The following is a 24,922-nucleotide window of genomic DNA, read 5'->3' as shown; positions in this document are numbered from 1 at the left end:
TTTATGGATGAGAGGCGGCGCACAGATGAGTGTGAATATATATAACAAAAAACGCTCTATTAAGAGCTATCTATTAGAAAAATACATCGGAACTTTAGATAGCAAGAAGAATTTATCCACGCGAGAAAACACCCTGAAGCACTTGGAGCACATGGGTGTAGAGAACAATAAACCTTATGAGCTGGGTAAGGTTAAATTAATCTCCTCAGTAAATGAACGTTCCTTTGAAGACATGCAGGTATTTACTTTAAATGACCAAAGTTCCCCTGAACAACGGGTAATTCTATATATACACGGCGGCGCTCATACGCACCAGCCTCTAACCTTTCATTGGAAGTTCATGGACCGCATCGCACAATCGTTGAATGCCAAAGTTATAGCACCCATCTATCCCAAAGTGCCTCATTTCAACTATCAGCATACTTATCCAAGACTCTTGAACTTATACCGGGAAATCATTGAATCGATAAAGAGTCCTGCACAACTTACCATTATGGGAGATTCAGCGGGCGGAAATATTTCGCTCAGTTTCGCACATTACATTAAGATGAATCTTCTTCCTCAACCCAAAGATATCATTTTGTTATCTCCATGTGTGGATATGGTTCTGGACAACCCGGTAATATTCGACTATGAGACCCGAGATCCGATGCTGGCTGTGGAAGGCTATGATGTAATTCGGGGAATATGGGCGGCAGATAAAGATCTGGATGATCCACTGATCAGCCCAATCTACGGAGATTTCAAAGGACTCGGAAAGATTACCATTTTCATCGGAACCCATGAAGGTTTATTTCCCGACAACATGAAGCTCGACAAACTGCTTACCGACCAGGGCATTGACCATAATACCTTTGTATATCCCAAAATGAATCATGTCTTTGTGCTTTACCCTATTCCTGAAGCCAAGGATGCAGAGCGCAAAATCATTAATATTATTAAGCAATGATCACATGAATTGCATATATGAGACTACTACTGAAAAAAACCAAGGAAAATCTCATTCAGCACTTGTAAATTGTATTATTCCGGGTATAATACTCGGTATATAGAAAAGCGTAGCTGACTGGAGTGAATAACGCCATGGATTCTTTGACACAAACTTGGGTTAACGATTATTTGGACTTATATAATTATGCCCGTACCATAGAAGACTTGGAATGGGCTGAAGATATTCTCAGGAAGCTTCAAGATCAGAAGGACGCGTTACTGGAGGAAGAACGAAAAGCTATACTGCTCCGTGAGCTGCTTACAAGCTACGACCGAATCAACAAACAACTGATAGACATTTTCAGCAAGCTGAGAGTCGCTTCAGAGGGTTACCAGACTGAGTCTTTACAGGAGCAATGGTTCAAATTAAAGCTAATGCGGATTGATGTCTCTCGGAAGATTCTTCAATATAAATAGAATAAATAACAAAAAAAGCCGGTCTGCAGTTCGTCCGCTTAACCCGCCTTGATTAAAGGCTTACTATTCTTTTGATGCGTACAGTCAACTGTTCCGCACATATGTAAAGCCCGCCAGCTTTACATGAAATGAACGATCGATAATTACATGGATGCTTTCTTCATGTTGCTCATCATGCCCATCATTGTGGTCATCATTTCGTCGCATTCTTGCATACAGGACATCATTTTATTCATGTCCATGCCTTCCATCATGCTTTTGTCTTCCATGCATTCCATCATCATCTTCATGGATTTCATCTTGCACATCATTTCTTCCATACACATGTTCATCATCATGTTCATACACATATTTTCCATTTCAACTTCCTCCTTTTCAAATATAGTAAACTTCCTTTTTTTAGCATAAACGATTCCCCACTTAAAAGCAATCTTTTTCCTCTTGCCTTTTCTGTAGTATCGTTGTATAATACGCACTTCACTTATCAATCCAGTCGGAAATAAAGGCTTTTGTGGAGAGATGATCTCTCCGCGAAGGCCTTTTTCACGCCTTCCTAAGTATTGAATAAATGGATTATCTATCAAATTTATCCTTGTTCAGCAAATGTGTGTCCTTTACAATAACTTTAGAAATTCCCGTATATCGATTTCTTTATCGAACAACATCCATATATGGTATAGCAATTCCTTAATTACGATATAAGCTCTTACTTGAGTTTATATAAAAAAAATGATACAGGAGGCTATCAAATGTTCAGATTCATTTTACCGTCTTCCAAGCTAGTATTGATTTGCTGTCTGCTGGTGCTTACCACGGTAAGCATGCTGTTCAACAGTCCAAAGGCGTTGTCACATGGTTACGTAGAAGGGCCAGCGAGCCGAGCTGCACTGTGTGCTTCGGGAGTCAATCAAGATTGCGGCAGTATCGTGTATGAACCCCAAAGCCTGGAAGCACCTAAAGGCTTCCCTACCGCAGGACCTACGGACGGCCATATTGCAAGCGCTAACGGCGTTTTCCCTAAGCTCGATGAGCAATCTGCTACACGTTGGTCGAAAGTGAATATGTCTAGTGGCAATAATACGTTTACTTGGAAGCTGACAGCTAACCATTCAACGGCAAGCTGGAAATATTATATTACGAAAACGAACTGGAATCCGAATGCACCTCTATCCCGTGATTCGTTTGACCTGACACCGTTCTGTTCAGTTCCCTATAATGGCAGCCAACCACCATTTAGCTACACCAACTCATGCAACGTACCCGAACGTAGCGGTTATCATGTCATTCTAGCAGTCTGGGAGGTTGCGGATACTCCCAACGCTTTCTATAATGTCATCGACGTAAACTTCTCCGGGACAAACCCGGTTGATAATGTGGCACCAACACCTCCAGCTTCACTTGTGGCAACTGCAACTGCTGCGACCAGTACATCCTTATCGTGGAAGGCTTCCTCAGATAATGTAGGCGTAACGGGGTATAAAATTTACAACGGGACTACCTTAATAGCAAATGTATCCGGCACAACTACAAGTCATACTGTTACGGGGCTGACAGCAAGCACGGCCTATACCTTTACTGTCAAAGCGGTCGACGCAGCAGGTAACGAATCTGCAGCAAGCAATACTGTAAGCGTTACCACAACTGCACCTCCTGCTAACGACACTACCGCACCTACATCTCCAGGCGGGCTGCATGTGATGGGAACACCAACCGCTTCCAGCATTCAGCTGATGTGGACGGCATCTACGGATAATGTAGGGGTAACAGGATATAAAATTTACAACGGCTCTACTTTAGTTACAACGACATCCGGCACAGCAACATCCTATACTGTAACTAATCTTGAAGCAAACACGACTTACAACTTCTCGGTTTATGCTGTTGATGCGGCAGGCAACCAATCTGCTGCTAGCACGATTAGCGGTAAAACAGCCGCAGCTGCTACTGCACCGGCATGGGCAGCTAATACTCAATACACAGCGGGTACAATCGTGAGCTACAATAACCTAACGTACAAATGCCTCCTTACACACAAGTCTCAAGTGGATTGGATCCCTTCGGCAACACCAACCCTCTGGCAGCTGCAATAACGTGATTGACTGGAGGATTAGTTAAAAAGAAGTCCATTTAGTTTCTGATTACAACCATAGCCGGTCCATATTCAAGGGATCGGCTGTGGATTACACCATGCAAAATAAGACGCTTCAGGAATGAGTCCCAAACGTCTTATTGCTTGCTTTTTATGTTTCTATACCGATTTTATCAAGCCAATATGGGTAATTCGGGTGTCATACGGATCTAATTCCACGGTTTGTTTCCCATACTCGGTATCAATTGTCGTCGTTTGAACTTGATCACTATTGTTAATGACGACCAATATTTTACTCTCCGGATAATAAGTACACTCTGTAAATAAGTTATCCGTAATGTACTTTGTTTCCTGGGATTCCTGGGATTCCTGGCCCGCAAAACGAATCAGATTCAGCAGCAACCTTGTGTTCTCCCAACTGAATTCGAATGAAGGCAGGTAGATTCCTTTTCCTTTACCAAAATCATGTGTAGACAATGTAATCATACTATCCGTTTCATCCACCACAGCAGCTGTTCCATCGGTAAGATATATGTTATTCTTCGGCGTTATTCTTGCCCTTTCCGGCAACAAACCATGCTCATCGCGAGTCTCATATGTCCATTTTCCATGAACCACCCTGGCGCCAGTATCCTCATCCACCCCAAGAACATGTGCCATTCTGAAAAAGTTGTCGTACCCTTCTACAGCCGATGGCTGGTTGATTCCAATAAAGGTACCGCCCTCATACACCCATTTGGTCAGCAAGTCCACACATTGGTGGTCATTCCAATGTTCTCCGCCGCTCCAGGCTGAACCGGCAGAGCCTGCATTGATCACGACATCTATATATTGCAGCACGCCCGAACGGATATCTTCAAAATCTATGAACTGCACTTCAACCGGTAAGCCCGATAAGGCTTCATTTACATGAATCAAGTCATGCATATACGTTTCGTGGAAATGGCCGGACAATGTCCAGGATCTTAATTTACCCCAGCTATGCAGAACCGCTACCTTGGTCTTTATTTGATAGGGCTTGCCTTCATAATGCAACTCTTTTATTTCCCTGAACTCGTCCGCAATCTTCTCAATGTAATCGCAAAAGTCCGGGTAAGGCTCAACCAGATGCAGATATCCACCCAGTCCAATCCGGTCAATCGGCTCCCTGAGCAAAGCACGCCTGATATTAATCCAATACTTTTTGGCATCCAGTGTGGGGTCTCCGCCCTCCTTAAAGGTCGGAAGTCCGCCTAAACCAACCGGAAACAAGTAGGGATGCAGCCGAATTTCATGAGTATCCACCTTGACACCTGAACACATTCTTGCCTCATAACCGGAGAACACACATTTAATCATCCCATCGAATCCAAACTCCTGAAAGCGGTCATTGTAAGGCTCCATGCCAACCCAGCTATCATCATAGAAGACATATGCCAGCTTGCCGTGATTATGCACGATATCAATTAACTTCTTCCCAAATTCGATGACAAAATCATTGATAAATGCCATCCAGTCCAGCTTGCGCTGCTGCGCCGGGATATGGCTCACGCGATATTTGCCGCCATTCACAAAATCCTCAGCAGAGAGTGAATATCCAACTTTTTTGGCAAACAAATCAAGTGCTCTTGAACTTACCGTGAAATCATATGAGCCCCAATCCGAGAAGAGATGGCGATTACGCTCGTCGCTGCCCCAGATCCAAGCGAAATTATAAAATAATGAGGTGAAACGAACCACCGTTGTTTCCGGATGCTGCTGACACCAATTCTCCATCCAATCCAGCAGATAGGTCTGCGTTTCCGAATAGATGGGATCAATTTGCATCAAATGTTCCTTGTCCCAATGGTTCGTGGTGTGATTGTACATCGAGATCTCTTCCCAGATCCGATAGGCCATGAAGCTTACCGTGTATTTATGCCAAGGGACGATGCCGGTAATAACCACATGGCCGGATTCCCTCTCATAATTCCACTGTCCTCTTGGCACTTCTTCCCCAGTTGTCCGGTCAAAGACCTGCCAATACTTAAACGCTTCTTTCGAATCATTCACCTTGAATTGTTCAGCAAAAAAATCCTCCATCAGATAGAACGATACATAATCTTGTACAGCTACCTTCGGATTCGTAATTAAAAAACATTGCTGGAGCTTATCTTGATTTCGAGATGCCCACTCGTTATGATCCCGGACGATGCAGATGGTCGAATAAATACCATACCCCGCGTTAATAATCTCATCGGATAATTGTGTGCCGTCACTGTCACGAATGACATCGGCCCCCCACCGTTCGGCAAGTTCCAAAGTCAGTGCCTCATAACCGGATTCGCCGGGTAGTGTAAAGGAGCCTTTGATTGGTTTGGACAACTTGGTTTCCTCCCTATTTCAACATATCGGACAGGAAAGCGAGCGCCAGGCCCTGACCCCAGCCCTGAATCCAGTCTTTTGGAATATTGCGATATCCATCCCGATCCTTCATCACCGCCGTACCACCAGATACACCAAGCACACGTCCATCTTCACTAATGTTGTTCAGGATGCCTTCCAATGCCTTTTGAACGTATTTTGTATGTAGCGGATTACCGTTATTGATCATGGCTGCTGCAATACCAGCGGAAGCCGACACCTCTTCATACGACTGCTCGTCATCCAGAACTGTTCGCCACAAGCCATTTTCTGTCTGCACGAGCTTCAGAGCTGCCAGTTGATCCCGCAACGAGCACTCCACGTCCATGCACTGTGGATATAGATACCAGTCCTTCAATTGTGGTTTTACTTGCGACATGGTGTAGGCGCCCCAGGCATTTGCTCTTCCCCAATATAATCCGGACATGTGGTCCTTGTTGACGTTATTGTAGCCGTGGTACCAGAGACCACTGCTCTGATCTTGCAGGTATTTGATATGCCAGTAATATTGATTCAGAGCATCTTGGATCATGTCCTGATCCTTTAATTTGCTTCCTACACGAAGCAGGAAAAATGCCGCCATAAACAAGGTATCCGCCCATGCCTGCTCGGGAAAATCATTGGAAATGGATACAGTATGCTGCAGCACGTTATCTCCGAATCTAAGCGCATGATTTTGAAGATAATCCACCTTGCTCATTACAATATCCCAGTATTTCTGGTTCCCTGTTTCTTCATATAAAGTAATCAGCATATGGCCCATCGCACATGTATTTACGGTCCAGTCCGGCAAGCCCAGCTCGATGTATTCATCCGCCCATTGGACAAGCCTGTCCAAGTACTCTTGATTGCCTGTCGTTTGATAAGCTCTGGTTACACCATAATACGCCACACCGCAAGGCCAATCCCACGTCAAATCCATCGCCAATGTTTTTTTCGTAACGTTATCAATAATGTTTAAAATTTCTTCCCTGTCATATTTCACTTGAAGCATCGGTGATTCCCCTCTCGTAGCGCACATGCCCCCAAATGCGCTTGAGAGCTGTCCGTCCTTGGTTTGAAAACGCTTTACTTATTCCATTGTACGCAGTAAAATAGTGTAAATCTAAGCATATTCGCAACAAAACTGCGCAATTTCAATCATTTATGAATGGGAGTTATCGAATGTGCCCAGAAAAAAGCAGCCTATTATTGAATACCGCCACTATAGCTTGCCAATCCACTTTCCTATTCTGCTGTTAAGCGGTGAACGTTGGAAAATCTCTGATATCAAAAGTGAACATCTTCATTTCCACAACCATCTGGAGATTGGTATTTGTCATTCGGATAGCGGCATTATGGAGATCAAAGGTGAATCGGTACCTTTTAAAGCCGGTGATGTAACCTTTATCCCCAGATATCTTCCTCATACAACGTATAGTTCACCCAATGAAGCCAGCTTATGGTCTTATCTCTTTTTCTCGCCCGAGGACCTCTTTCAACAGTCGTTTAAGAACAGTGCCTACAGTAACTTTGAACCCAATTTGAGGGCCATTAAGGGATTAAACTGCATTTTAAACAGGGAGGAACATCCGAGGATTTATACCCTTGCGACATCTGTGGTAGAGGAATTAAAGCAGAAAAATCCTTTTTATCAGGAAAGTGCCTACGGCTTATTGTTATCCCTTTATATCGAACTCCTGCGAATCCATTCCCGGAATGAACCCTTGGCAGATCAAGAAACGCAGCATAATCTAAAAGGTGATCTTGTTATTTCTCCGGTTCTGGAGTATATCACCAAAAACTATATGTCGCCCATCACCATCGATTTTCTAGCTGATCTTTGCCACCTAAGCACCACTCATTTTCGAAGAAAATTCCATGAGATTATGGGAACCACACCTCTGGATTTCCTAAATAGCACCCGAATTGAAGAAGCCTGCAAGCAATTAAAAAGCACAGACGCTTCCATTCTTTCAATCTCCGAACAAGTCGGTTTTCAGTCCATTTCCAGCTTCAATCGCTGCTTCTCCAGACTTATGGGGAAATCGCCGAAAGAATGGCGCAAAGGCGCACAGTCCGAAGTGCAATCTGCGAAAGCTTCCATATTGGAGTTTACAGGGTGGATGTAAGGGGAGATATAGTTTATAGGCAAATGAAAGACGCTCCAGGAGCGAGTCCTGAGCGTCTTCTTTCGTTCCTTGTATCATTTCAATACGAATAAAGGGATTGTTACACGACTCTAAAGTATCTCTGTCGTGAGCGTGAACCCTTCGATTACGGCGTCTTCATCGACCTCAATCATGATGCACCGTCTACCTTGATAATTCACCTGTTTCACATACTTCAAATCCTGCGGGCTGACCGAAATCGTGGCTACTTTGGTTTCAATCTTAATGGATTTCGAAGTAAATTTCGGCATAACGCTGTTCGCCTTTAACTCATAATTCTTATCGTCCACGATCGTTTCAAATGCCCGTTCCACTTTCTCCGATGTCAGATCCTCTACACCGCTTGCGGTCAGCACACGTTCCACATCTTTATAATCGAGCTTCGGAGGTTCTTCTTCATGTGTCTCTTCATTGATTTCGATGACCCGGTTAATCTCCTCGTACACATGGGCTAGGGTGCTTGCGTCGAGTTGTTCACCAGTCAGTTCCTTCACGATATCTTCGAAGATCGCCCGTTCTTCCAGTGCTGTCACAGACCTTTCTCCATTCAATACATTTTCGACAAAATGCGGATCCGGGAAATTGGATTTCCCTGTGCAGTACAGAATGCGATTAACATCGGAATAGTTGTCCGTCACGCTTGGGTACAGGAAGCCCTGCTCCGGTGTGCTTAATTTGACAACCGGATCTACAATGACATTGTACTTAAATTCTCTCTCCACGTAATCAAACAAGAGCGTTTTCCGCTGCTTCTCCGTGGAATTCACACTGCAAAGAATGAATGGATGTGCGAACACTTCATTTTTCTCGCTCTCTTCCGCTTGGTCGTTCCGAGCCTTGGTTGGCAAATAATACTGTCCACGAACGAACGTGATCACCATATCCCTTTCATACTTGGCATCCGCCAACATTCTTTCCACCAACAGGAGCATCAGGTCCTGCCATTCCTCCGGATCTCCTGTTACCAGTGCTTGGTGAAGCATCACCTGAGCCGGCTCCTCCGCTTGCTCCTGGAACTTCAGCTCAAACAATTTCTGATCCAGCTCGCCCGTCAGCAATTTTTTGAAATTGCCCATGTACAGTTCCTGTTTCTCTCTGTCCACCAGCTCAAACGGATGGCGCTCCCAATGATAAATCTCGTTCGTTTCTTTCGTAATATACACGTTGAGAATATCGTAAATATTCAGTAAATCATGATCCATCTTAAACTGTTTGCGTATATGCGCGACTTCTTTTTTATTCATGATTCGTTAGACAACTCCTCAAGTAAATTGGCCTTACAAGTATAAACGATATAAAAAACCTTCGCTAGAAGGACCTTTATCGTTATAAGTCATCTGCGGTAACTAAACAGAAAGACGCATCAGGAATGATTCCCGTGCGTCTGTTTTTCGATTCACTGCTTATCTTTTCAATTAACTGCTGCTCGGCAACATATCTGCATTCAACAGGGGTTCACGGCTGGTAGAAGCTTTCCTCGTTTCCCGCAGAAACAGTAACCCCATGAACAAGGACACGACGCCAATAATAATTAACAATGCCCCCAACTCCTGACTGTAAGCTGTAAGCGCTCCGTCCCGAAAAGCCATTCCACGAATCAGGCGGTTAAGCCAGTTCATTGGTAGTGCCCATGCGAAAATTTGGAACGGTTCTGGAAACGCCAGCGGCGTTAGTTGAATTCCCGTAGCCAGAAAGGACGGATACAATACAAAGCTGGTTCGTAGGCTTACTTTGGATATGTCTTTGGCTGTGTATCCAATCAACATACCCAGAAGTGACAAGGCGAAGGCATAAATAACCAGTGGGATGATAAAAAGATAAGGTTCCGCTTCAAAGCGCATTCCCCCGACCTGCTTTAACAATCCATAGGATAGAAGCAGCGAAAGGGAACTCAATACAGCGTAAGGCACACTCCGAACCCATAGTTGAAAAGGTGACTTTCCGTTTGCAAACAGCTTCCCTTCTTGACGAAGCCGAGGTGCAATCGATCCCGCTGCGCTTGTCGTAATCATCAATACTACGATATTTACAAATCCAAGTACCATAAAACCGACATAACTGGAGGTTGGATTAAATAGCATCCGCTGCTGAAGGGATAATGGCGACACGATTCCTTTGGCTGTTTCCGCATCCATCCCTTTATGGATCAGACGTGTCATGGAAAGGGTCATATTTTCCGTCTGGATGATCTCCTGAATCGCGGTCCGGATTCCGGTTAGCCCCGAGGGCATTGTATTATCCATCAAGATGCCGATATTCGTCGATTTCCCTTGTTGTTGACGTAAGCCCAATTGATTGGGAAGCATAATGACCGCTACAGCCTGCTCATTGGCAAGCAATGTTTCCGGACTCATTCGGCTCGCATATACGCTTTTGACGCACATATATTGCGAGGCATTTATTTTGGAGATCAACTGCCGTGAATATTCGCTATGATCCTCATCAATGACCACAACTGGCGATTTACTAATTTGATTCTGCGAGAACATTAAACCAAAAAATAAGGCTGCAATAAGTGGGCCGATAAAAATCAATCGAACATACTTACTTCCCGATACGTACTTCCACTCGTCAATCAGTGATTTCATCAAGTTTCACCTCTGCTGTCATCCCCGGAAGCAAATCAGCATTCGAATCCATCGATATTCGGACCAGAAACATACTTAGATCGGCTTGCCCCTTTTCCCGTGACATGCGCAAGCTCGCGAATTGTGGGGCAGATGAGATGGAAGTAACAACCCCACTGACCTGTGTTGGCTGATCCAAATACGGAAAATGAACATCAATGGCTTGATTCACTTCAAGCTTTTGAACTTCACTTTCCTGGATGTAGAGGTCCGTATAGTAATTATTCTTTTGAAGAACCGCCAGCGGCACTCCTGCTTGCACTTGATCTCCCTGCTTTACAGCAACTCGGTCAACCAAACCATCATACGGTGCGAGTACATCCACATCTCCTTCCCCAGCTGATTTCACTTTAAATAGCACCTCTCCCTCTTTCACGGAGCCACCTGCAGACGCACCCGCCTCTACAATCGCCCCAGGACTATTCTGATAAAACAATGTCGTTTGTTCTGCCTCAAGCATGCCTTGTTTCCTGCTCTCGGCCTGACTTACAGCATCCTTGCCTTTAACAGCCAGAAGTGAACCTCCAACAATGAGCACCATCGCAATTCCTATATACAGACCTGCTTTTATCTTCATTCTTTTATCTCTCCCATTCCCAATCCTCGTGTATGTTAAATTTGCTGGCTATTTTTGCTTTTTCATTTTGGTGACCGCGTTCTCGGCAGCCTCCATAATCACTTCTCCCAACGTGGGATGAGGGTGAATCGTCATGGCCAGATCTTCTACGGTTGCACCCATCTCAATTGCAAGTGTGAGCTCCGATATCAGTGTGGATGCCTCCACGCCAACGATTTGCGCACCAATGACAATTCCCGAGGTTGGTTCAGCTACAATTTTTACAAATCCTTCGGTTTCCCTTAATGCCAATGCTCTTCCGTTGATCCCAAAAGAAGATTTTCCGATAACCACCGGAATGGCCTGTGCTTTGGCTTGCGTCTCACTTACTCCAACACTGGATAGCTCCGGATCAGAAAAGACGACAAGCGGGATCACCTTATAATCCACTTTGGAGGTAAGACCCGCAATGGCCTCTGCTGCTACTTTTGCTTCATAGGAGGCCTTGTGAGCGAGTGCCGGACCAGCCGTAATATCTCCAATGGCATAAATGTGCGGAATAACCGTCCTGCACTGTTCATCCGTCTCAATCAGTCCCTTGTTCGTTACGGACACACCTATGCGTTCCAGTCCTAACTGGCCGTCTGTATTGGGTTTCCTGCCGATTGTGACCAATACATATTCCGCCGTGACTTGGTGCTGCTCTTGATTTTTCGAATAATGCAGTGTAATGGAATCAGCCTTCTGCTCCACCTTTTCAGCAATCGCTCCGGTTACGATGTGGATGCCATCCGCCTTCAATTGTTTGACTACAGGTGCTGCAAGTTCCGCCTCGAATCCGGGCAATACTTGTGCTCCACCCTCCAGAATCGTTACCTTTGTTCCGAATTTGGCATACATCTGTCCAAGTTCCACACCAATATACCCTCCGCCGATCACAACCAGACTACTCGGAACCTCCTGCAGAGACAGTGCTTCTGTGGAAGATAAGATACGACCTCCAACTGGAAATGCTGGCAGCTCAATTGGACGAGATCCTGTTGCCAGTATGAGGTTTTTAAAAGAAATGCTCTGCTCCTGTCCAGCTTGCTGGATCATCGCTGTGTGCTCATCCACCAGACTGGCCTCGCCTTCGAAAATGGTCACATTCGCAGTCTTTAACAAATAGTGGACGCCACCTGCCTGTTTATTCACAACCCCCTGCTTGAAATCCTGTGCAATCTTAAATGTCGCTGCCGCGTCAGCTTGATTGAACTGTCTGAACAAATCATGGCGATGTGATTCCGCAATTAATGCTTTGGATGGTATGCAACCCACATGCGTGCAGACCCCTCCGAGCTGTTTACGTTCGACGATTGCCGTCTTCATCCCCAGTTGCGAAGAACGAAGTGCCGCCACATACCCTCCCGGACCTGATCCAATAACTAACGTATCTACAGATTCAAGCTTACTCATATCCTGATACCTCCCGATTTGAAGCCGATTTAAAATATGATGATCGTAATATATTATAACCATCATATTTTAAGGCAGTCAACAACCGTATGTGGCCCTTTTGTAAATCAAAAGACATCCAGTCGACAAATTGACAGGCTTTATTATGATGACTATAATATTTTAAAAAAGCAGAATGATGAAACTATGGAGTGAATGATAATGCCCTATCCCAAAGGCCATAAAATAAAAGTACGAGGTAAAATTGTTGAGAGTGCGGCTCGGGCTTTTCGTACCAATGGTATTCAGGACGTCAGTGTACCGTTCATTATGAAGGGAGCCGGATTGACTCATGGAGGGTTTTATTCACACTTTGACAACAAGGAACAGTTGGTCGCCGAAGCCTGTGAATATGCCATTAGCGATACCATCGCACTTCTTCAGAAAGTCGCGGATCAGGAAGAGCAGAACCCCAAAATTAATACAGTCATCGATTATTATCTCAGTCCCTATCACCGCGACAAAACGGAAATGAGCTGCATTTTCCCTGCCCTTTCCGGTGAAATATCCCGCTCCTCCGAAGAGGTTCGGCAGGTATTCACTCATGAACTGGAGCGGATGATCACTTTTATCTCCAATCTGGCAGATATGGGTGTATCCAAAAGTCGTGCCCTGTTTAGTACATTAGTCGGCTCGCTTGTTCTTGCACGCTCTGTTAATAATCCTGAACTAAGCGACAGCTTTCTCGCGGCGGGCAGGCAGCAAGCCAAAGAAATGGTTAGAAGTAATTAAAAAGTAAACGCTCCGGGCCCTTATAAAATGCGTAACTGTGATGCTGTTTAATTTTTGTTATTCAGCAGTAAACACAAAAAACACGCCTATAAATGGCGTGTTTTCTCTTATTTGTTTTCAACTAAATAATGCTTCATACTAGCCACCGTAATGCTCTTTTCGCATTCACTGTACTGGGGAATTATCATGCCAAGACTTTTATGAAAACGAATATTGTTCATCTATTAGCTCCAAGAAAAATATGGTATACTCACAGAGCAATGGAAAGGCTTATATGGGCGGTCGGCTAATCTCCCGGAAGGGAGGTGATGCCTTGTGACAGTATTTGAAGCAATTATGCTAATGCTTACCTTCGGTTTGCTGATTGTAGCGCTGCTGTCCAATAAAGACAAATAGACCGCCCTCTGGCTAAGGGATGCGGTCTATTTGGTCGGTACCCTGCTTGTTAAGCCCACCGCCCTTAAAAGCGGCTATTGCATCAGAGAGTCGTGTTAGCGCACGGCTCTCTTTGCATTATAAGCTGTTTCTGTCCTTATTATAACATGGTGATTGTGGATTTCAATTCACAGATTCGGACGTTCCCTATGCCAAAACTGACGATAAGGCGAAAGCGTCAGCACCTTACATATTTACGCTTGAACCCAGTTCGCCCTTTTTCCACTGCCTTTTGAATATTTTCGGAAGCTTGCAGGAACTTGCTCTTAGGTTTGTCCTTGTCGACTTCAACAGGTCCCACGGCCTTGGCTGTCTCCACGGCCTGGTCGTGCAGCGGTTGATAGGATGTCGCGACGGTGTAAAGGAAGTTGTTCATCGAATATTTCGTTCGTTCCGGAGATTCGTGAATCGTCTTTTTTACCTGTTCGAGCATCTCCATCATTTTATTTTCGGAGAATTCGCTATCCGGTCGGCTACCAAGCAACCAGCAATAACAGCTCCATCCAGCTGACATTTTCAAATCATCCCCGCTCGCGATCCACTTGTCCGAAACCGCTTGGGCAATATCCGTCTCTGCCAACGTGACGGAAACGATGAAGTCAGAGATCATGTAAAAATAAGCAGCATCGATCCAACGGTCAAAATCAGCTTCCGTCATCGCTTGGGGATCAGCAATCACGCCAGCAAAGTACATGGCATCATAGTTTCCCGTAGCGTAAAGCAGCTCAGCCAAAGGTTGATCCTTTTTTATTTTCTTCGCCATTGGTTTCATCGCCCCAGTTGCTACTCCAAAAAGCGGTTCGTGTGCACCATTGGACATATATATTTTCTTTGTTCGTTCTTTCCCGAGCGCTTCTAGCTCCTGCATAACCTCTTCCAAATTCATTGTGCAAAACTCCTTTTTCATAGGACATATATATTTCTAATTTATCGTTTAGAGGGAATATCGCTTGCGAGATGATCCGTACAACAAATTCATTTTCATTGTATCACAGCCTGTTGTCACGCTATACATCCAGATTCCACTAAATTCACTCCCATTCCAACCTCACCAATGATGCTAACAACTCCTTTCTCTCCTACAGAGTCTTAATCACCGATCTGAGAAAGAGCCACTTATCTCGCTACAATGGCGGTCCAGATACATCCTGTGTGAGGCTGCACTTAGGTATGCTATTCGAGTATGGTCCTGCAACCTTAAGCAAGAAACTACGTTAATTTGGGGAGAAAAGAGTATAAAAAATAGAGATGCCTCGCATGTCCATTTCTGGCCCTACGTGGCATCCCTTTTAGCTCAAGATGCTGCTATTCGAAATTAGTTTTCCCAGTATTGCTTGGCAATCTTTTGACCTTGAACGATTTTGGCCCATTGCTCAGCTTCGCTTAGTTCGTTACCGCCATCGCAGGATGCAAAGCCGCATTGGTGCGAAAGTAACAGACGATCCTTATCGATAATCTTGGAAGCTTCATCAAGCAGACGGATTACGCGCTCTTCATCATCAAGTGTATTGGTCTTAGATGACAACAAGCCTAATACGATTTCCGTTTCAGGTCTGTCCTTGAAAACCTCCAGGGCTTCGATAGAACCCGCACGATCATCATCCCACTCCAGGAAGAAACGATCATATTTCAATTGCTTCAGGAACAGGTTAGCGATTTTCGCGTAAGATCCACCGCCCATGTTGCGAGAATCATAGTTGCCGCGGCAATTATGTGTCCACATTTTCAAGCCCAGGCTATGACCGAAGTCAATCACTGTATTGTTAATATCAATAAATTCGGTAGCGAGACCCTGTACTTCCTCTTGATTAATGTGCTCCCCTGTAAACGGAGAGTTCGGATTGTCGTCTGCAAACAGCTCCCACAAGCAGTCATCCATTTGCAGGATTTTACCGCCTACCGCAGCGAATTCTTCCACAAATTCCTTATACGCTTTTACAAGACCCGCTTTGAGCTCCTGAATGTTCTGATAAACAGCATCCGTACCACCGATATTATCCGACCAGGAGAGTTCACCAAAAATATGGGATGGCGATGGAACGCAAAGTTTCGTTTGCTGGTCACCCGCAGTGTCTTGCAGTTGTTTAAACAGTTGAATGAAATGATGATTTTTACCGCTCAATTCGCCCGTTATGCGCAGGCCAATATCTTTACGTGTTTCATATTTTGAAGATCCATCGACATCACGGAAAAAATAGCCATGGTCTGCAATATAACGCTCAACTCCACCAAAGCCCCACACAAAATCCAGATGCCACATCGATTTGGAGAACTCTCCATCTGTAATAATCGACAGGTCATGCTCGATTTCTTTTTTCACCACTTGTTTGATCGCCTCAGTCTCGCATTTTTCATAACCTTCAAAACTTTCATAGAATGGATATTTGATATCATCACGATGTTCAATTTGCGTTTTATATGTCAGCAGCTCTTCAGGACGCAACAAACTACCTACGATCTGGAACTTATCAGTCATGTCAAAAACCCCCTCGTTGTATACCATTATCATATCATGCAGAACGAGGTTGGCTGAGATACTTAAATGCCATAACTAGTTATAGTTAAAAGCTATAGCAATATATCAATTTCACACCGTCCTGCGCCGTATTTCATAAAAATACTGCACAGCCGGATGCTTCATTTTAATCGAATCAGACATGTTCAGAATTCGCTTCTTGCCAACACGTCTGTCCACCAAAGCCAGAATATTGAATAGAATCTCCTTGCTCTCCAGATTATCCTCTATGGAAGTGGACAAAAACGTAGTCGCTGCTGCTGTAAAATTCGTTTTACTTAACGCGGTTTGTGCCAGCAACAGCTCTTTGGCATGTACGGAGACTTTTCTGCTTCTTGCCATGACTTGAAGACGGTCCTCCGGAACGTTCCCTTTGGTTTCGTTTCGAATAGCTTCAATCTCTTCATCACTTACAGATATCACGATATTGGGATCATTCTTAATCTCCTGATCGGACTGATACCACCGGATTGGTGTAGTCGTATCCCCCATATTGAGGATATTCTTCTGATCCACGGTCAGATAACAACTACCTGATTTATCCGGTGAATAGCGATAGCTGGTCGCCCGGTAATCTACTTTTCCAACCAGCGCAGGACTAAGAAAACTTTCTAGCTGTTGCTTTAATTTACTCCAGGACATAGATCCTCCTATTCTCAAAAGCCTGCTGCCTCATCTAAGGCAATCAGTTCAAAACGATATTGATTTAAATTATAACATAGCACAACGAACAGACATCCTGGATTGATCTACCCAGCCCTTAAAGTCAAAACTCCTATTATTGGTTTTCCACTTCTGGATATGATAAACTTGCTGGAAATTATCTGTAATCTATTAAACTATCATTTGTCTGTCAATTGAGAAGATCTTCACCTGCCTTCAGAAGTCGATGATGCTATCCACAAAGGAGAGGAAGAGTTTAATGATTAAGGAGACAACGTTACCTGCTCATATGGAAAAACTCGTTAAAGATAATGATATCGTTGCCGTAAAAGAGGTCTTCGAGCAATGCGAATGGGATGCCCGCGGGGGCTATAGCAAAGGTACGGCCCTCAGCTTTCGGCATATTTCCGATGAATTGGTTCGCTGGCTGGTAAAACAAGGGGCAGATATCAACGCACGTGACAATTATCAACGCACGCCATTACATGCCCATGCTTCGCACTGGTCAGGAAATGTAGCCTTGTTCCTTGAATTAGGTGCGGATCTGGAAGCTATGGACTACCAAAATGAAACACCGTTACACGCAGCGGTCAATGCGTATAGAACCGAAGTGGTACAAGAATTGGTAGCCCGAGGTGCTGATATCAATGTAGTCAATCAAAGAGGCAATACTCCGTTAGCCAAAGGATTAATGAATAGCCGAAATAGCGATATTGTCAGTATGTCGAAGATTTCCGCGATTCTGCTGGATGCCGGAGCAACAGTCACCCCGGAAATGAAAGAGTCCGTGAAGCGAATTGGCAAGGATTTTGAATTTGTCCGTGAGAAGTTCAATAAGGACAAGGTAGATGAAGTTTCAGACGCACTGAGCAAGCTCTATCAACAATTTGATGTCGAGCCGGTAGCGAGTCGAATGATGCACGATGGAACAGCTCCCATTCAGGTAAAAGCAACCACTTGGCCCAAACAGCATCAGGAGCTGTGGGAGTATCTCATCCCGGCCCAGGGACATGCCCAAACGGTTCAGGGAGAAGTCATCCGCATCACAGGACGTGTCTCCCATGAAGTATTGGATAATGGCGGTGGAAACTGGGATGAGCCGTATCGCAACATGCTGGATGCGCTGATTCGCCATCTGGGATCCGGTACGCCATTAGCCCCGGCACTTCTTCAAGAAGCAACAGACTTGGCCCACAGGCTTCGCAATGGATCGAATTATGATGCGCCTGCCCGATTAAGTGAGCTGGCGGTGTTATGGGTGCTGGATAATCCTCAACCCATTGCTATGGAGAAGCCGGAGTATACGCGTTAACATCTTCAGTAGAATCGGAAACGGCTCCGATGTTCCTGAATCGCGTAAATGGACGAAGTGCAGTAGATTATTACGGCTAAAACGACATTAACAGCAAAAAAGAAGCGGAAGAGCTACCGCTTCTTTTTTGCTGTTAATCTACCTGAATCATACTCCATATCCATGATTACAACCATTCGTCTTCCTACTCTGTCTCCGCATGTTCCTGACTTCCGAACTCATCGAGCAATTCGCGTACTCTAATTGTAGTTTTGGCGTTCATCAAGCTGTTTCTCAGCTCACTTGCCCCGCGGAATCCACGGACGTAGATTTTGAAAAAGCGGGCCAGCGGGCTAAACGAACGCGGTTCAAGCTCTGAATACTGATCATGCAGGTCCAAGTGCAGCCGCAGCAAATGAAGGAACTCCTCTGTGGTATGTTCCCTTGGCTCCGTTTCAAAAGCAAACGGATTCTGGAAAATGCCACGACCAATCATAATTCCATCCACACCATACTGCTCGGCGAGTTTGAGTCCGGTCGCACGGTCAGGAATGTCTCCATTAATGGTTAGCAGCGTATTCGGTGCAATCTCATCCCGAAGTTTCTTGATCTCCGGGATCATCTCCCAGTGCGCATCGACCTTGCTCATTTCCTCTCTTGTACGCAGATGAATGGACAGATTCACAATGTCTTGCTGCAAAATATGAGTCAACCATTCGCGCCATTCTTCCACCTCGGTGAAGCCGAGGCGAGTTTTGACACTGACGGGTAAGCCACCAGCTTTGGCCGCCTGAATGATCTCCGCTGCAAGCGCAGGACGGCAGATCAGACCGCTTCCTTTTCCATTCTCCGCCACATTGGCGACAGGACAGCCCATATTAATATCGATGCCTTTGAAACCTTCCTTCGCCATCCCGATGCTCATCTCGCGGAAGAACTCCGGCTTGTCTCCCCAGATATGGGCCACAATGGGCTGTTCATCTTCGGTAAACGTCAACCGCCCACGCACACTTTTGTTCCCCTCCGGGTGACAGTAACTCTCAGTATTCGCAAACTCCGTAAAAAACACATCCGGTCTGCCCGCCTCACTAACGACATGCCGAAACACTACGTCCGTCACATCTTCCATGGGTGCCAGTATAAAAAACGGTCGTGGCAAATCACGCCAAAAATTTTCTTTCATATTAGAACTCCTCTATATATACCAGGACAGTCCTTGTCCTCATTAATAGTAAAAAATCGTTAGCCATACATCTGCAATCGTATCATTTACATTAGCAGATTCGTTGCAATTTACATTTTGATGTCCTTGCTTCTTCTTCACTTATACCATGCAAGTGTAACTTCGTTCAAACATCAGTATCTGTTAATGACATCAAGATGAATATATCCTACCCCGAAGAGAAGCGTACTCTTCAATAGACTCGCATAAAAAAGAGGGGCGATGCCCCCCCTTTGCTAATGGTCGTATGGGTCCGTGTTTTCCTTTTCTCCATTTATCACTCCACCAATTTTACCACGTCTTTAATTGATTTTCAGCACGGGTTTATTAGTGATTATTTGAAGCATAACTTTATCTTATCGTTTTGGCCCCCAGTATAGAATTCAGACTGCCTGCATCGTTCTAAATATTCGCTGTGTTCGCTCTTGCCGAACGGGACTAGCTCCTCTACAATAAAAGTTCGGCAGGCTTTTGTACCTGCAAATCGTGACATGGAGGAGGCCTGAATCAAACATGGAAATTTCACTCGATATTATCAAAGACAAAGTTGAATGCTTGCAGGCTTATGACTTCAAGGAACTGGAACGAGCGATCGAAGACCGAATCGGAATGAACAAGGCATTGCTGCTCCGGGTGAAGCAGGTTCAGCATCAAGTCACGTTCGACCCGTTTCGCAACAAGATGTTATATAGTGCAGTTGTTCATTTTTCTGCAGAGTGATAGACGAGTTTTTTTACTTCGATATGAAATAGTAGAACTACCCCCGTCTGGATTATACGGGGGTAGTCTTTTTTTATCAGCTGGTGTGATCAAACTTTACATTTCCCAGATCCGGTAGAGAACCATCGCTGCTTCAGCACGGGTCAATGGTTCGTCTGGTGCGATTTTGCCATCTTTGCCGTTGACGATTCCACTTCCTACAAGGGAAGTTACACTATCCACCGCATAAGTGGAAATACTTGCAGCATCCGAATAAGGAGCCAGATTCCCGTTGCCAGCAGATTGCTTACCAGCTGCTTTCAGGGCTTTCGCCGTAAGAACCATCATATCTTGACGGGAAATGCTGTTGCCTGGTTTGAATGTGTTATCTTCGAATCCAGAGGTGATACCAAGTTCTTTGGCAATAGCCACAGCCTGTGCATAGTGAGCAGTTGGCTGTACATCGCTGAAGGCTGCCGTGTTCGTTCCCGTACCCTTCAATTCAAGTGCTCTGACAAGCAAGGTGATAAAGTCGGCTCTCGTGATAGAAGCTGCAGGAGCGAAGCTGTCATCAGAGATTCCTTTAATAATATCGCGTGCAGCCAGCGCTTCGACTGCTTGTTTTGCCCACAGGACATGTTGCACATCGGCAAAAGTCTTGGTTACGTAAGCTACAGCATACGTGCTGAAATGAGTTGTTTTGAACACCATTGAACCGGATTTAGCATCATAGCGTCCGCTTGGCACAGCTGTTGCATGCCCTTGATTGTCAATGTAAAGAATCACGATCTGATGTGCATTGACAAGCTCCTGTGCAGCAGGCGTGTACGGAACAGATACCATTACAGGTGCCGCTGGATTGTTCCAGCCAAGGAGACGGTCACCAGCTTTTACACTTAGATCGATCACCGGACGGCTACCCACAATAGCGCGAACATCTGCGCTCAGACGATCTGCCGAGACTTTGTTAATCTGAATAGAGACTTGATCGGCTTGCTCCGTAATATTAGAAAGCATATTAGACGGAATTTGAAGTGTTGCATTCTCCGTCTTAAGCACAAACTCAACATTATTATTGCTTTGCAGGCTGGAAGTCGGCAATTGCACCACATAGGATTGGGCATTGGCCTGCTTCGGCACTTCGATGGTAACCTGCTTCTTGCCATTTGCACCTGGAGAAGCTTTTTCAATCGCTTTATTCAGGCTGTCGCTTGAAATGGTTGCTGTGGCTGTTCCATTTTCGACTTTAATTACCCGCACAATCGCCGAGTCGCTGCCTGGAAGCTCTGGTTGAGGCTGCGGCTGCGGAGTAGTCCCGGAGTTCGATCCGCCACTGCCGCCACCGTTGTTGCCTCCGCCATTGTTGCCGCCAGAAGAAGGTTTGCCAGTCAGCGTTAATTCACCGAATACGGAAGTATCCTGATAACCTTGGCCGGATGGATCGTTCCATGCATTCACGCTGATTCTGTTGCCGTCTTTGGCATCATTAATCTGCGCATCAAAACCAATTTTGGCATTGTTCGCAGGCTTAACCTTTTTGAACGGAATCTTCATTTCAACCGTGTAGTTGGTACCGGAAACAGAGACTTTGGATTCGAAACCTGCAGCGATTTCCGCAGGATTAAAGGAAGCTGCGTTCTCAAAGTTCACTCTGTATTGTCCATCATCGTCATGGAAGTTAGCTGTTTTTCCGTTGTTTTCATCGACGAATACTTCAACGGAATCCTGCTCCCATACATTCGGGTTGGACTTGTTCAGTTGATCATCTCTGACTTGAACCAATACATACAGATTGCCGTCATCCCACAGTGCTTTTGCCGTTCCTGTCGCACCTGACCATGCCATTTGCTTCGTATCCAGTTTCATTTCAGGAGCTTTGCTCCATACACTGTCTACAGAGCCATCAATAGCTGGTGTCCCATAGTGCGCACTTGATTTCTTGTATTCAAGCTCTTCGGGTGGATTTTCCGCCAGGTACTTCTCCGGATCAACGACCCCGTAGAACGCCTCTTTTGCTTGAAAATTCTTATCAAACAAGGTTGGATTCTGCTCGGCTCTCCAGCTGGTGCTGTCATTTAATCCCCAGAAGGTGACACGTGGAATATGCGCACTGTTCTGCTTATAGAGATCCATTAATTGCGCATACAGATAGGCCTGCTGCTTTGCTTCTTTTTCAGTAATTGTAGAATTGGTGCCTGCCATAATGTCCAACTCGGTGACACTGACTTCTACTCCCAAAGAAATGAAACGCTCAAGCGACATCTTGACATTGTCCAGTCTCGTACCCAAATTGTAGTGGGCTTGCATGCCGATGCCGTCAATCAGTTTCTCGCCAGGGTGATTTGCGGCGTAATTCTCATTGATCTCTTTAACCATGCTATAGATGGCTGTAGCTTTATTCTGGTTGTCATCGTTATAGTCATTGTAATATAGCTTGATATCCCAGCCATTTTCATCAATGACTTCTTTTGCTGCAAGGAAGGCCTCCTCTATAAATTCAGGGCCGATGGCTTGTAACCAGCCTGAATTACGCAATGCATTTTTCCAGTCTTCCGGATTAGGCGGGTTATCGTTCATCGCTTCGTTGACAACATCCCAGGAAATGACTTGGTCACCAAAGTGCTCAACGACCGTTTTAACATGTGTTCTTAGATTGGTCAGAGCTTCATCACGGCTCAATGGTTCACCACTCACTGCCGTATGAAGCCATGTAGGTGACTGCGCATGCCATACGAGCACGTGACCGTGCAAATCAAGGCCTGCATCCTGTACTTTTTGGACAAGAGCATCTTCTGCAGTGAAATCAAATTGTCTGTCCGCGTTATAGGCATAATCCGGCTTCATATCATTCTCAAACGTAACCACATTGTGATGTTTCTTCAGAAGCTTGAGCCGAGTCTCATCAAAGGTAGACGGATTAACTATGTTCCCGATCAGGAAATCATCCTCGTAAATATCCTTGAGGTTAGGGAGGTTTTCTTGAATCGGAGGTGCGGCAGTTACAGGCCCCAGATATTTTAGAGCAAAGTCATCCAAGAAGAAGGTACGGTTGCCGCCGTCATTGTTTGCTGTTTCAATATAAGCATTGAGTACGCTTGGAGTAGTGGTGAGCGTATACTTACCCGTTAAGTGTACCCATTCCTGATCAGTAACGGTTGCATTTGGTGAAACGTTCGCAAAGCCGCTGTCAGCATATTGAACACTAATACGAAGGGTTGTAGACTCTTCGCCAGGTGCCATTTTCACCCAAGCAGACAGCTCATATTCGTGATTCTTCGCCATTTTGCCAGTTGCATCAACCAAGGCTGCATCATATTGTGTTGTAGTCGTCACAAGCAAACTTTGCTTGCCGCCAGATGTATGATTATCGTTTTGGGAAAGAACTACCGATTCACGGCCATTCCGTGCTTTGAATCCATCCAGGTCATTCTCAAAATCGGCAGAGATGCCCGTTTTATCTACAATCTCCGGTGCGGTTTGATCAGGGGTTACATCGGTGATCATGACTTCATCAATGTAGATATCGGAGGTTAACGTATTGTCCGATGGTTCAACATAGATGATGACCTCATTCGTTTTAGAAGGTACTTCATAGCCTTTGGTTTCAAATAAAGTCCAGTCGGAAGCGGTTACAAGCTTGTTGCCTATAATCCAAGGATACTTCTGATCATCCGACAATATTTCAGAATCTATCTTGGAAGCCAGATGGAACTGGCCTTCACCTGAACCGAGTCTAACCTTGAGAGAAATATCATACTTATGGTCGGATTTCATTTTGCCCGTAAGTACGAGGGCAGGGACGGCTTTCTCATCGGCCCGGTTAAAGAACTTCAGAGATTTCGTACCTTCGGAGGCTACGTCATTAACGACCGTAGTGTCCCCATTCGATCCCCAACCCAGTTTGCCCCATCCACCGGTATTTCCGTCTTCAAAGCTTTGGTTAAGGACTACCGTGGGTTCGACAGGTGTTGCTGTCTGGGTGATCGTGATATTCCCGATATAGAAAGAGACACCCTTACCTGCTTCATCAGACTTGATTCGCAGAGCTGTATTCTCCACACTGTTAACGGAGAGATCGGCGGATAGTGTAATGCCTTGTCCTGCTTTAAAGTCAGCAGAGCTAATTCCAGTGTATCCCTCAGATCCATCAACGCCCTTATTGCTTACAATTTCCAGAACGGCTTTCCCGTCTGCAGGTGGGTTAGCATCAGTATCGACATATACGGAAGCGGTTACAGAATACTCTTTGCCAACTGACAAACCAAGGTCATCAAAAGCGAGGTCCACGCCATCCCAGTTATTAGATCGGTTACTAACATGTAGAGCCGCTCCATCATCATTGCCTTCAAACGGCTTGCCTGTTACAGCGTCCAGCTGGGCACCGCCTGATTGAGTTGCCTTGCCTTGACCATTCTGGAATGTTTCCTGATACACAATTTGTGAATTAGTTGCCACTAGATCTGCAGCGTTAACTGTCGGAGCTATCAAGCCGACCGGAAGAAGCAAAGCCGCTGCGAGTAACCCGGAAACGACCTGCTTAAATGATTTCCTCATTCGAAGCATTCCCTCCACACCAAATTTTTTATTAAATTTATAAAGCGCTTACATAACTTGCTGTAGCGAGCCTCCTTTCACCCCAAATAATACCACTTCATGAAAG

Annotated in this window: 20 protein-coding genes; 8 read left to right on the top strand and 12 right to left on the bottom strand. The window is 45.2% G+C overall.

The features are described from left to right. Window positions 1-25 precede the first annotated feature (25 nt). Window positions 26-949 (top strand): alpha/beta hydrolase fold domain-containing protein, encoded by a 924-nt coding sequence (locus AC3ITG_RS04140; RefSeq protein ID WP_489252887.1) that lies wholly within the window; start codon window positions 26-28, stop codon window positions 947-949. Between the two features lie 134 nt (window positions 950-1,083). Then, on the top strand, window positions 1,084-1,407 hold the full coding sequence (locus AC3ITG_RS04135) for a hypothetical protein (RefSeq protein ID WP_175380976.1): 324 nt from the start codon (window positions 1,084-1,086) through the stop codon (window positions 1,405-1,407). 143 nt (window positions 1,408-1,550) lie between these two features. Here AC3ITG_RS04135 and AC3ITG_RS04130 read toward each other — a convergent pair whose 3' ends face one another. After that, a complete protein-coding gene (locus tag AC3ITG_RS04130; protein WP_063567124.1) occupies window positions 1,551-1,766 on the bottom strand; it encodes a hypothetical protein in 216 nt (71 codons plus the stop codon). 390 nt (window positions 1,767-2,156) lie between these two features. On the opposite strand from AC3ITG_RS04130, the gene AC3ITG_RS04125 reads away from it, so the two are divergent. Continuing rightward, on the top strand, window positions 2,157-3,497 hold the full coding sequence (locus tag AC3ITG_RS04125; RefSeq protein WP_489252886.1) for a lytic polysaccharide monooxygenase: 1,341 nt from the start codon (window positions 2,157-2,159) through the stop codon (window positions 3,495-3,497). A gap of 158 nt (window positions 3,498-3,655) precedes the next feature. Here AC3ITG_RS04125 and gnpA read toward each other — a convergent pair whose 3' ends face one another. Together gnpA and AC3ITG_RS04115 are read right to left on the bottom strand one after the other, a co-directional pair. After that, window positions 3,656-5,839, bottom strand: coding sequence for a 1,3-beta-galactosyl-N-acetylhexosamine phosphorylase (gene gnpA, locus AC3ITG_RS04120; RefSeq protein ID WP_489252885.1), 2,184 nt, complete (start codon window positions 5,837-5,839; stop codon window positions 3,656-3,658). Window positions 5,840-5,852: 13 nt separating this feature from the next. Beyond that, on the bottom strand, window positions 5,853-6,872 hold the full coding sequence (locus AC3ITG_RS04115; protein WP_489252884.1) for a glycoside hydrolase family 88/105 protein: 1,020 nt from the start codon (window positions 6,870-6,872) through the stop codon (window positions 5,853-5,855). Between the two features lie 172 nt (window positions 6,873-7,044). On the opposite strand from AC3ITG_RS04115, the gene AC3ITG_RS04110 reads away from it, so the two are divergent. Further along, window positions 7,045-7,989, top strand: coding sequence for a helix-turn-helix domain-containing protein (locus AC3ITG_RS04110; RefSeq protein WP_489252883.1), 945 nt, complete (start codon window positions 7,045-7,047; stop codon window positions 7,987-7,989). Window positions 7,990-8,099: 110 nt separating this feature from the next. On the opposite strand, the gene AC3ITG_RS04105 is transcribed toward AC3ITG_RS04110, so the two are convergent. The 4 genes from AC3ITG_RS04105 to lpdA all read right to left on the bottom strand — a co-directional run bounded on the left by AC3ITG_RS04105 (window position 8,100) and on the right by lpdA (window position 12,666). Continuing rightward, on the bottom strand, window positions 8,100-9,272 hold the full coding sequence (locus AC3ITG_RS04105; protein ID WP_413375291.1) for a DUF4317 domain-containing protein: 1,173 nt from the start codon (window positions 9,270-9,272) through the stop codon (window positions 8,100-8,102). Window positions 9,273-9,443: 171 nt separating this feature from the next. Continuing rightward, entirely contained in the window at window positions 9,444-10,616 is a 1,173-nt protein-coding gene (locus tag AC3ITG_RS04100; protein WP_489252882.1) for an ABC transporter permease, read from the bottom strand. Then, on the bottom strand, window positions 10,600-11,232 hold the full coding sequence (locus tag AC3ITG_RS04095) for a biotin/lipoyl-containing protein (protein WP_489252881.1): 633 nt from the start codon (window positions 11,230-11,232) through the stop codon (window positions 10,600-10,602). Before AC3ITG_RS04095 ends, AC3ITG_RS04100 begins: the two co-directional genes overlap by 17 nt. Window positions 11,233-11,280: 48 nt before the next feature. Continuing rightward, window positions 11,281-12,666, bottom strand: a complete 1,386-nt coding sequence (lpdA, locus tag AC3ITG_RS04090) for a dihydrolipoyl dehydrogenase (RefSeq protein WP_489252880.1) — start codon at window positions 12,664-12,666, stop codon at window positions 11,281-11,283. 201 nt (window positions 12,667-12,867) lie between these two features. Here lpdA and AC3ITG_RS04085 point away from each other — a divergent pair, with 201 nt between their 5' ends. Together AC3ITG_RS04085 and AC3ITG_RS04080 are read left to right on the top strand one after the other, a co-directional pair. Beyond that, window positions 12,868-13,437 carry a TetR/AcrR family transcriptional regulator gene (locus AC3ITG_RS04085; protein WP_489252879.1) on the top strand — a complete coding sequence of 190 codons (570 nt, stop codon included), beginning with the start codon at window positions 12,868-12,870 and terminating at the stop codon, window positions 13,435-13,437. A 315-nt stretch (window positions 13,438-13,752) separates the two neighbouring features. Further along, window positions 13,753-13,833, top strand: a complete 81-nt coding sequence (locus AC3ITG_RS04080; protein WP_370739116.1) for a putative holin-like toxin — start codon at window positions 13,753-13,755, stop codon at window positions 13,831-13,833. A 217-nt stretch (window positions 13,834-14,050) separates the two neighbouring features. On the opposite strand, the gene AC3ITG_RS04075 is transcribed toward AC3ITG_RS04080, so the two are convergent. The 3 genes from AC3ITG_RS04075 to AC3ITG_RS04065 all read right to left on the bottom strand — a co-directional run bounded on the left by AC3ITG_RS04075 (window position 14,051) and on the right by AC3ITG_RS04065 (window position 17,029). Then, window positions 14,051-14,758, bottom strand: coding sequence for a DNA alkylation repair protein (locus AC3ITG_RS04075; protein WP_489252878.1), 708 nt, complete (start codon window positions 14,756-14,758; stop codon window positions 14,051-14,053). A 429-nt stretch (window positions 14,759-15,187) separates the two neighbouring features. After that, window positions 15,188-16,348 carry a cobalamin-independent methionine synthase II family protein gene (locus tag AC3ITG_RS04070; RefSeq protein ID WP_413030698.1) on the bottom strand — a complete coding sequence of 387 codons (1,161 nt, stop codon included), beginning with the start codon at window positions 16,346-16,348 and terminating at the stop codon, window positions 15,188-15,190. 111 nt (window positions 16,349-16,459) lie between these two features. Further along, a complete protein-coding gene (locus tag AC3ITG_RS04065; RefSeq protein WP_489252877.1) occupies window positions 16,460-17,029 on the bottom strand; it encodes an SF0329 family protein in 570 nt (189 codons plus the stop codon). 280 nt (window positions 17,030-17,309) lie between these two features. Between AC3ITG_RS04065 and AC3ITG_RS04060 the strand changes: the two genes are divergently transcribed. Continuing rightward, window positions 17,310-18,362, top strand: a complete 1,053-nt coding sequence (locus AC3ITG_RS04060) for an ankyrin repeat domain-containing protein (protein ID WP_489252876.1) — start codon at window positions 17,310-17,312, stop codon at window positions 18,360-18,362. Window positions 18,363-18,546: 184 nt separating this feature from the next. Here the strand turns inward: AC3ITG_RS04060 and AC3ITG_RS04055 are convergent, their stop codons facing one another. Further along, window positions 18,547-19,524, bottom strand: a complete 978-nt coding sequence (locus AC3ITG_RS04055) for a tRNA dihydrouridine synthase (protein WP_489252875.1) — start codon at window positions 19,522-19,524, stop codon at window positions 18,547-18,549. A gap of 552 nt (window positions 19,525-20,076) precedes the next feature. On the opposite strand from AC3ITG_RS04055, the gene AC3ITG_RS04050 reads away from it, so the two are divergent. Beyond that, on the top strand, window positions 20,077-20,283 hold the full coding sequence (locus AC3ITG_RS04050; RefSeq protein WP_076291617.1) for a DUF2536 family protein: 207 nt from the start codon (window positions 20,077-20,079) through the stop codon (window positions 20,281-20,283). 96 nt (window positions 20,284-20,379) lie between these two features. Here the strand turns inward: AC3ITG_RS04050 and AC3ITG_RS04045 are convergent, their stop codons facing one another. Further along, a complete protein-coding gene (locus tag AC3ITG_RS04045) occupies window positions 20,380-24,816 on the bottom strand; it encodes an endo-1,4-beta-xylanase (protein ID WP_489252874.1) in 4,437 nt (1,478 codons plus the stop codon). Window positions 24,817-24,922: the final 106 nt, after the last annotated feature.

Source organism: Paenibacillus sp. GL_099_B, assembly GCF_057835695.1.
This window is presented reverse-complemented; position numbering and strand designations above follow the sequence as displayed.

Coding starts and splice junctions, on each gene's coding strand:
- AC3ITG_RS04140 (WP_489252887.1), top strand. CDS start 26: ATGAGTGTGAATATATATAACAAAAAACGCTCTATTAAGAGCTATCTA.
- AC3ITG_RS04135 (WP_175380976.1), top strand. CDS start 1,084: ATGGATTCTTTGACACAAACTTGGGTTAACGATTATTTGGACTTATAT.
- AC3ITG_RS04130 (WP_063567124.1), bottom strand. CDS start 1,766: ATGGAAAATATGTGTATGAACATGATGATGAACATGTGTATGGAAGAA.
- AC3ITG_RS04125 (WP_489252886.1), top strand. CDS start 2,157: ATGTTCAGATTCATTTTACCGTCTTCCAAGCTAGTATTGATTTGCTGT.
- AC3ITG_RS04115 (WP_489252884.1), bottom strand. CDS start 6,872: ATGCTTCAAGTGAAATATGACAGGGAAGAAATTTTAAACATTATTGAT.
- AC3ITG_RS04105 (WP_413375291.1), bottom strand. CDS start 9,272: ATGAATAAAAAAGAAGTCGCGCATATACGCAAACAGTTTAAGATGGAT.
- AC3ITG_RS04100 (WP_489252882.1), bottom strand. CDS start 10,616: ATGAAATCACTGATTGACGAGTGGAAGTACGTATCGGGAAGTAAGTAT.
- AC3ITG_RS04095 (WP_489252881.1), bottom strand. CDS start 11,232: ATGAAGATAAAAGCAGGTCTGTATATAGGAATTGCGATGGTGCTCATT.
- lpdA (WP_489252880.1), bottom strand. CDS start 12,666: ATGAGTAAGCTTGAATCTGTAGATACGTTAGTTATTGGATCAGGTCCG.
- AC3ITG_RS04085 (WP_489252879.1), top strand. CDS start 12,868: ATGCCCTATCCCAAAGGCCATAAAATAAAAGTACGAGGTAAAATTGTT.
- AC3ITG_RS04075 (WP_489252878.1), bottom strand. CDS start 14,758: ATGAATTTGGAAGAGGTTATGCAGGAGCTAGAAGCGCTCGGGAAAGAA.
- AC3ITG_RS04070 (WP_413030698.1), bottom strand. CDS start 16,348: ATGACTGATAAGTTCCAGATCGTAGGTAGTTTGTTGCGTCCTGAAGAG.
- AC3ITG_RS04065 (WP_489252877.1), bottom strand. CDS start 17,029: ATGTCCTGGAGTAAATTAAAGCAACAGCTAGAAAGTTTTCTTAGTCCT.
- AC3ITG_RS04060 (WP_489252876.1), top strand. CDS start 17,310: ATGATTAAGGAGACAACGTTACCTGCTCATATGGAAAAACTCGTTAAA.
- AC3ITG_RS04055 (WP_489252875.1), bottom strand. CDS start 19,524: ATGAAAGAAAATTTTTGGCGTGATTTGCCACGACCGTTTTTTATACTG.
- AC3ITG_RS04050 (WP_076291617.1), top strand. CDS start 20,077: ATGGAAATTTCACTCGATATTATCAAAGACAAAGTTGAATGCTTGCAG.
- AC3ITG_RS04045 (WP_489252874.1), bottom strand. CDS start 24,816: ATGAGGAAATCATTTAAGCAGGTCGTTTCCGGGTTACTCGCAGCGGCT.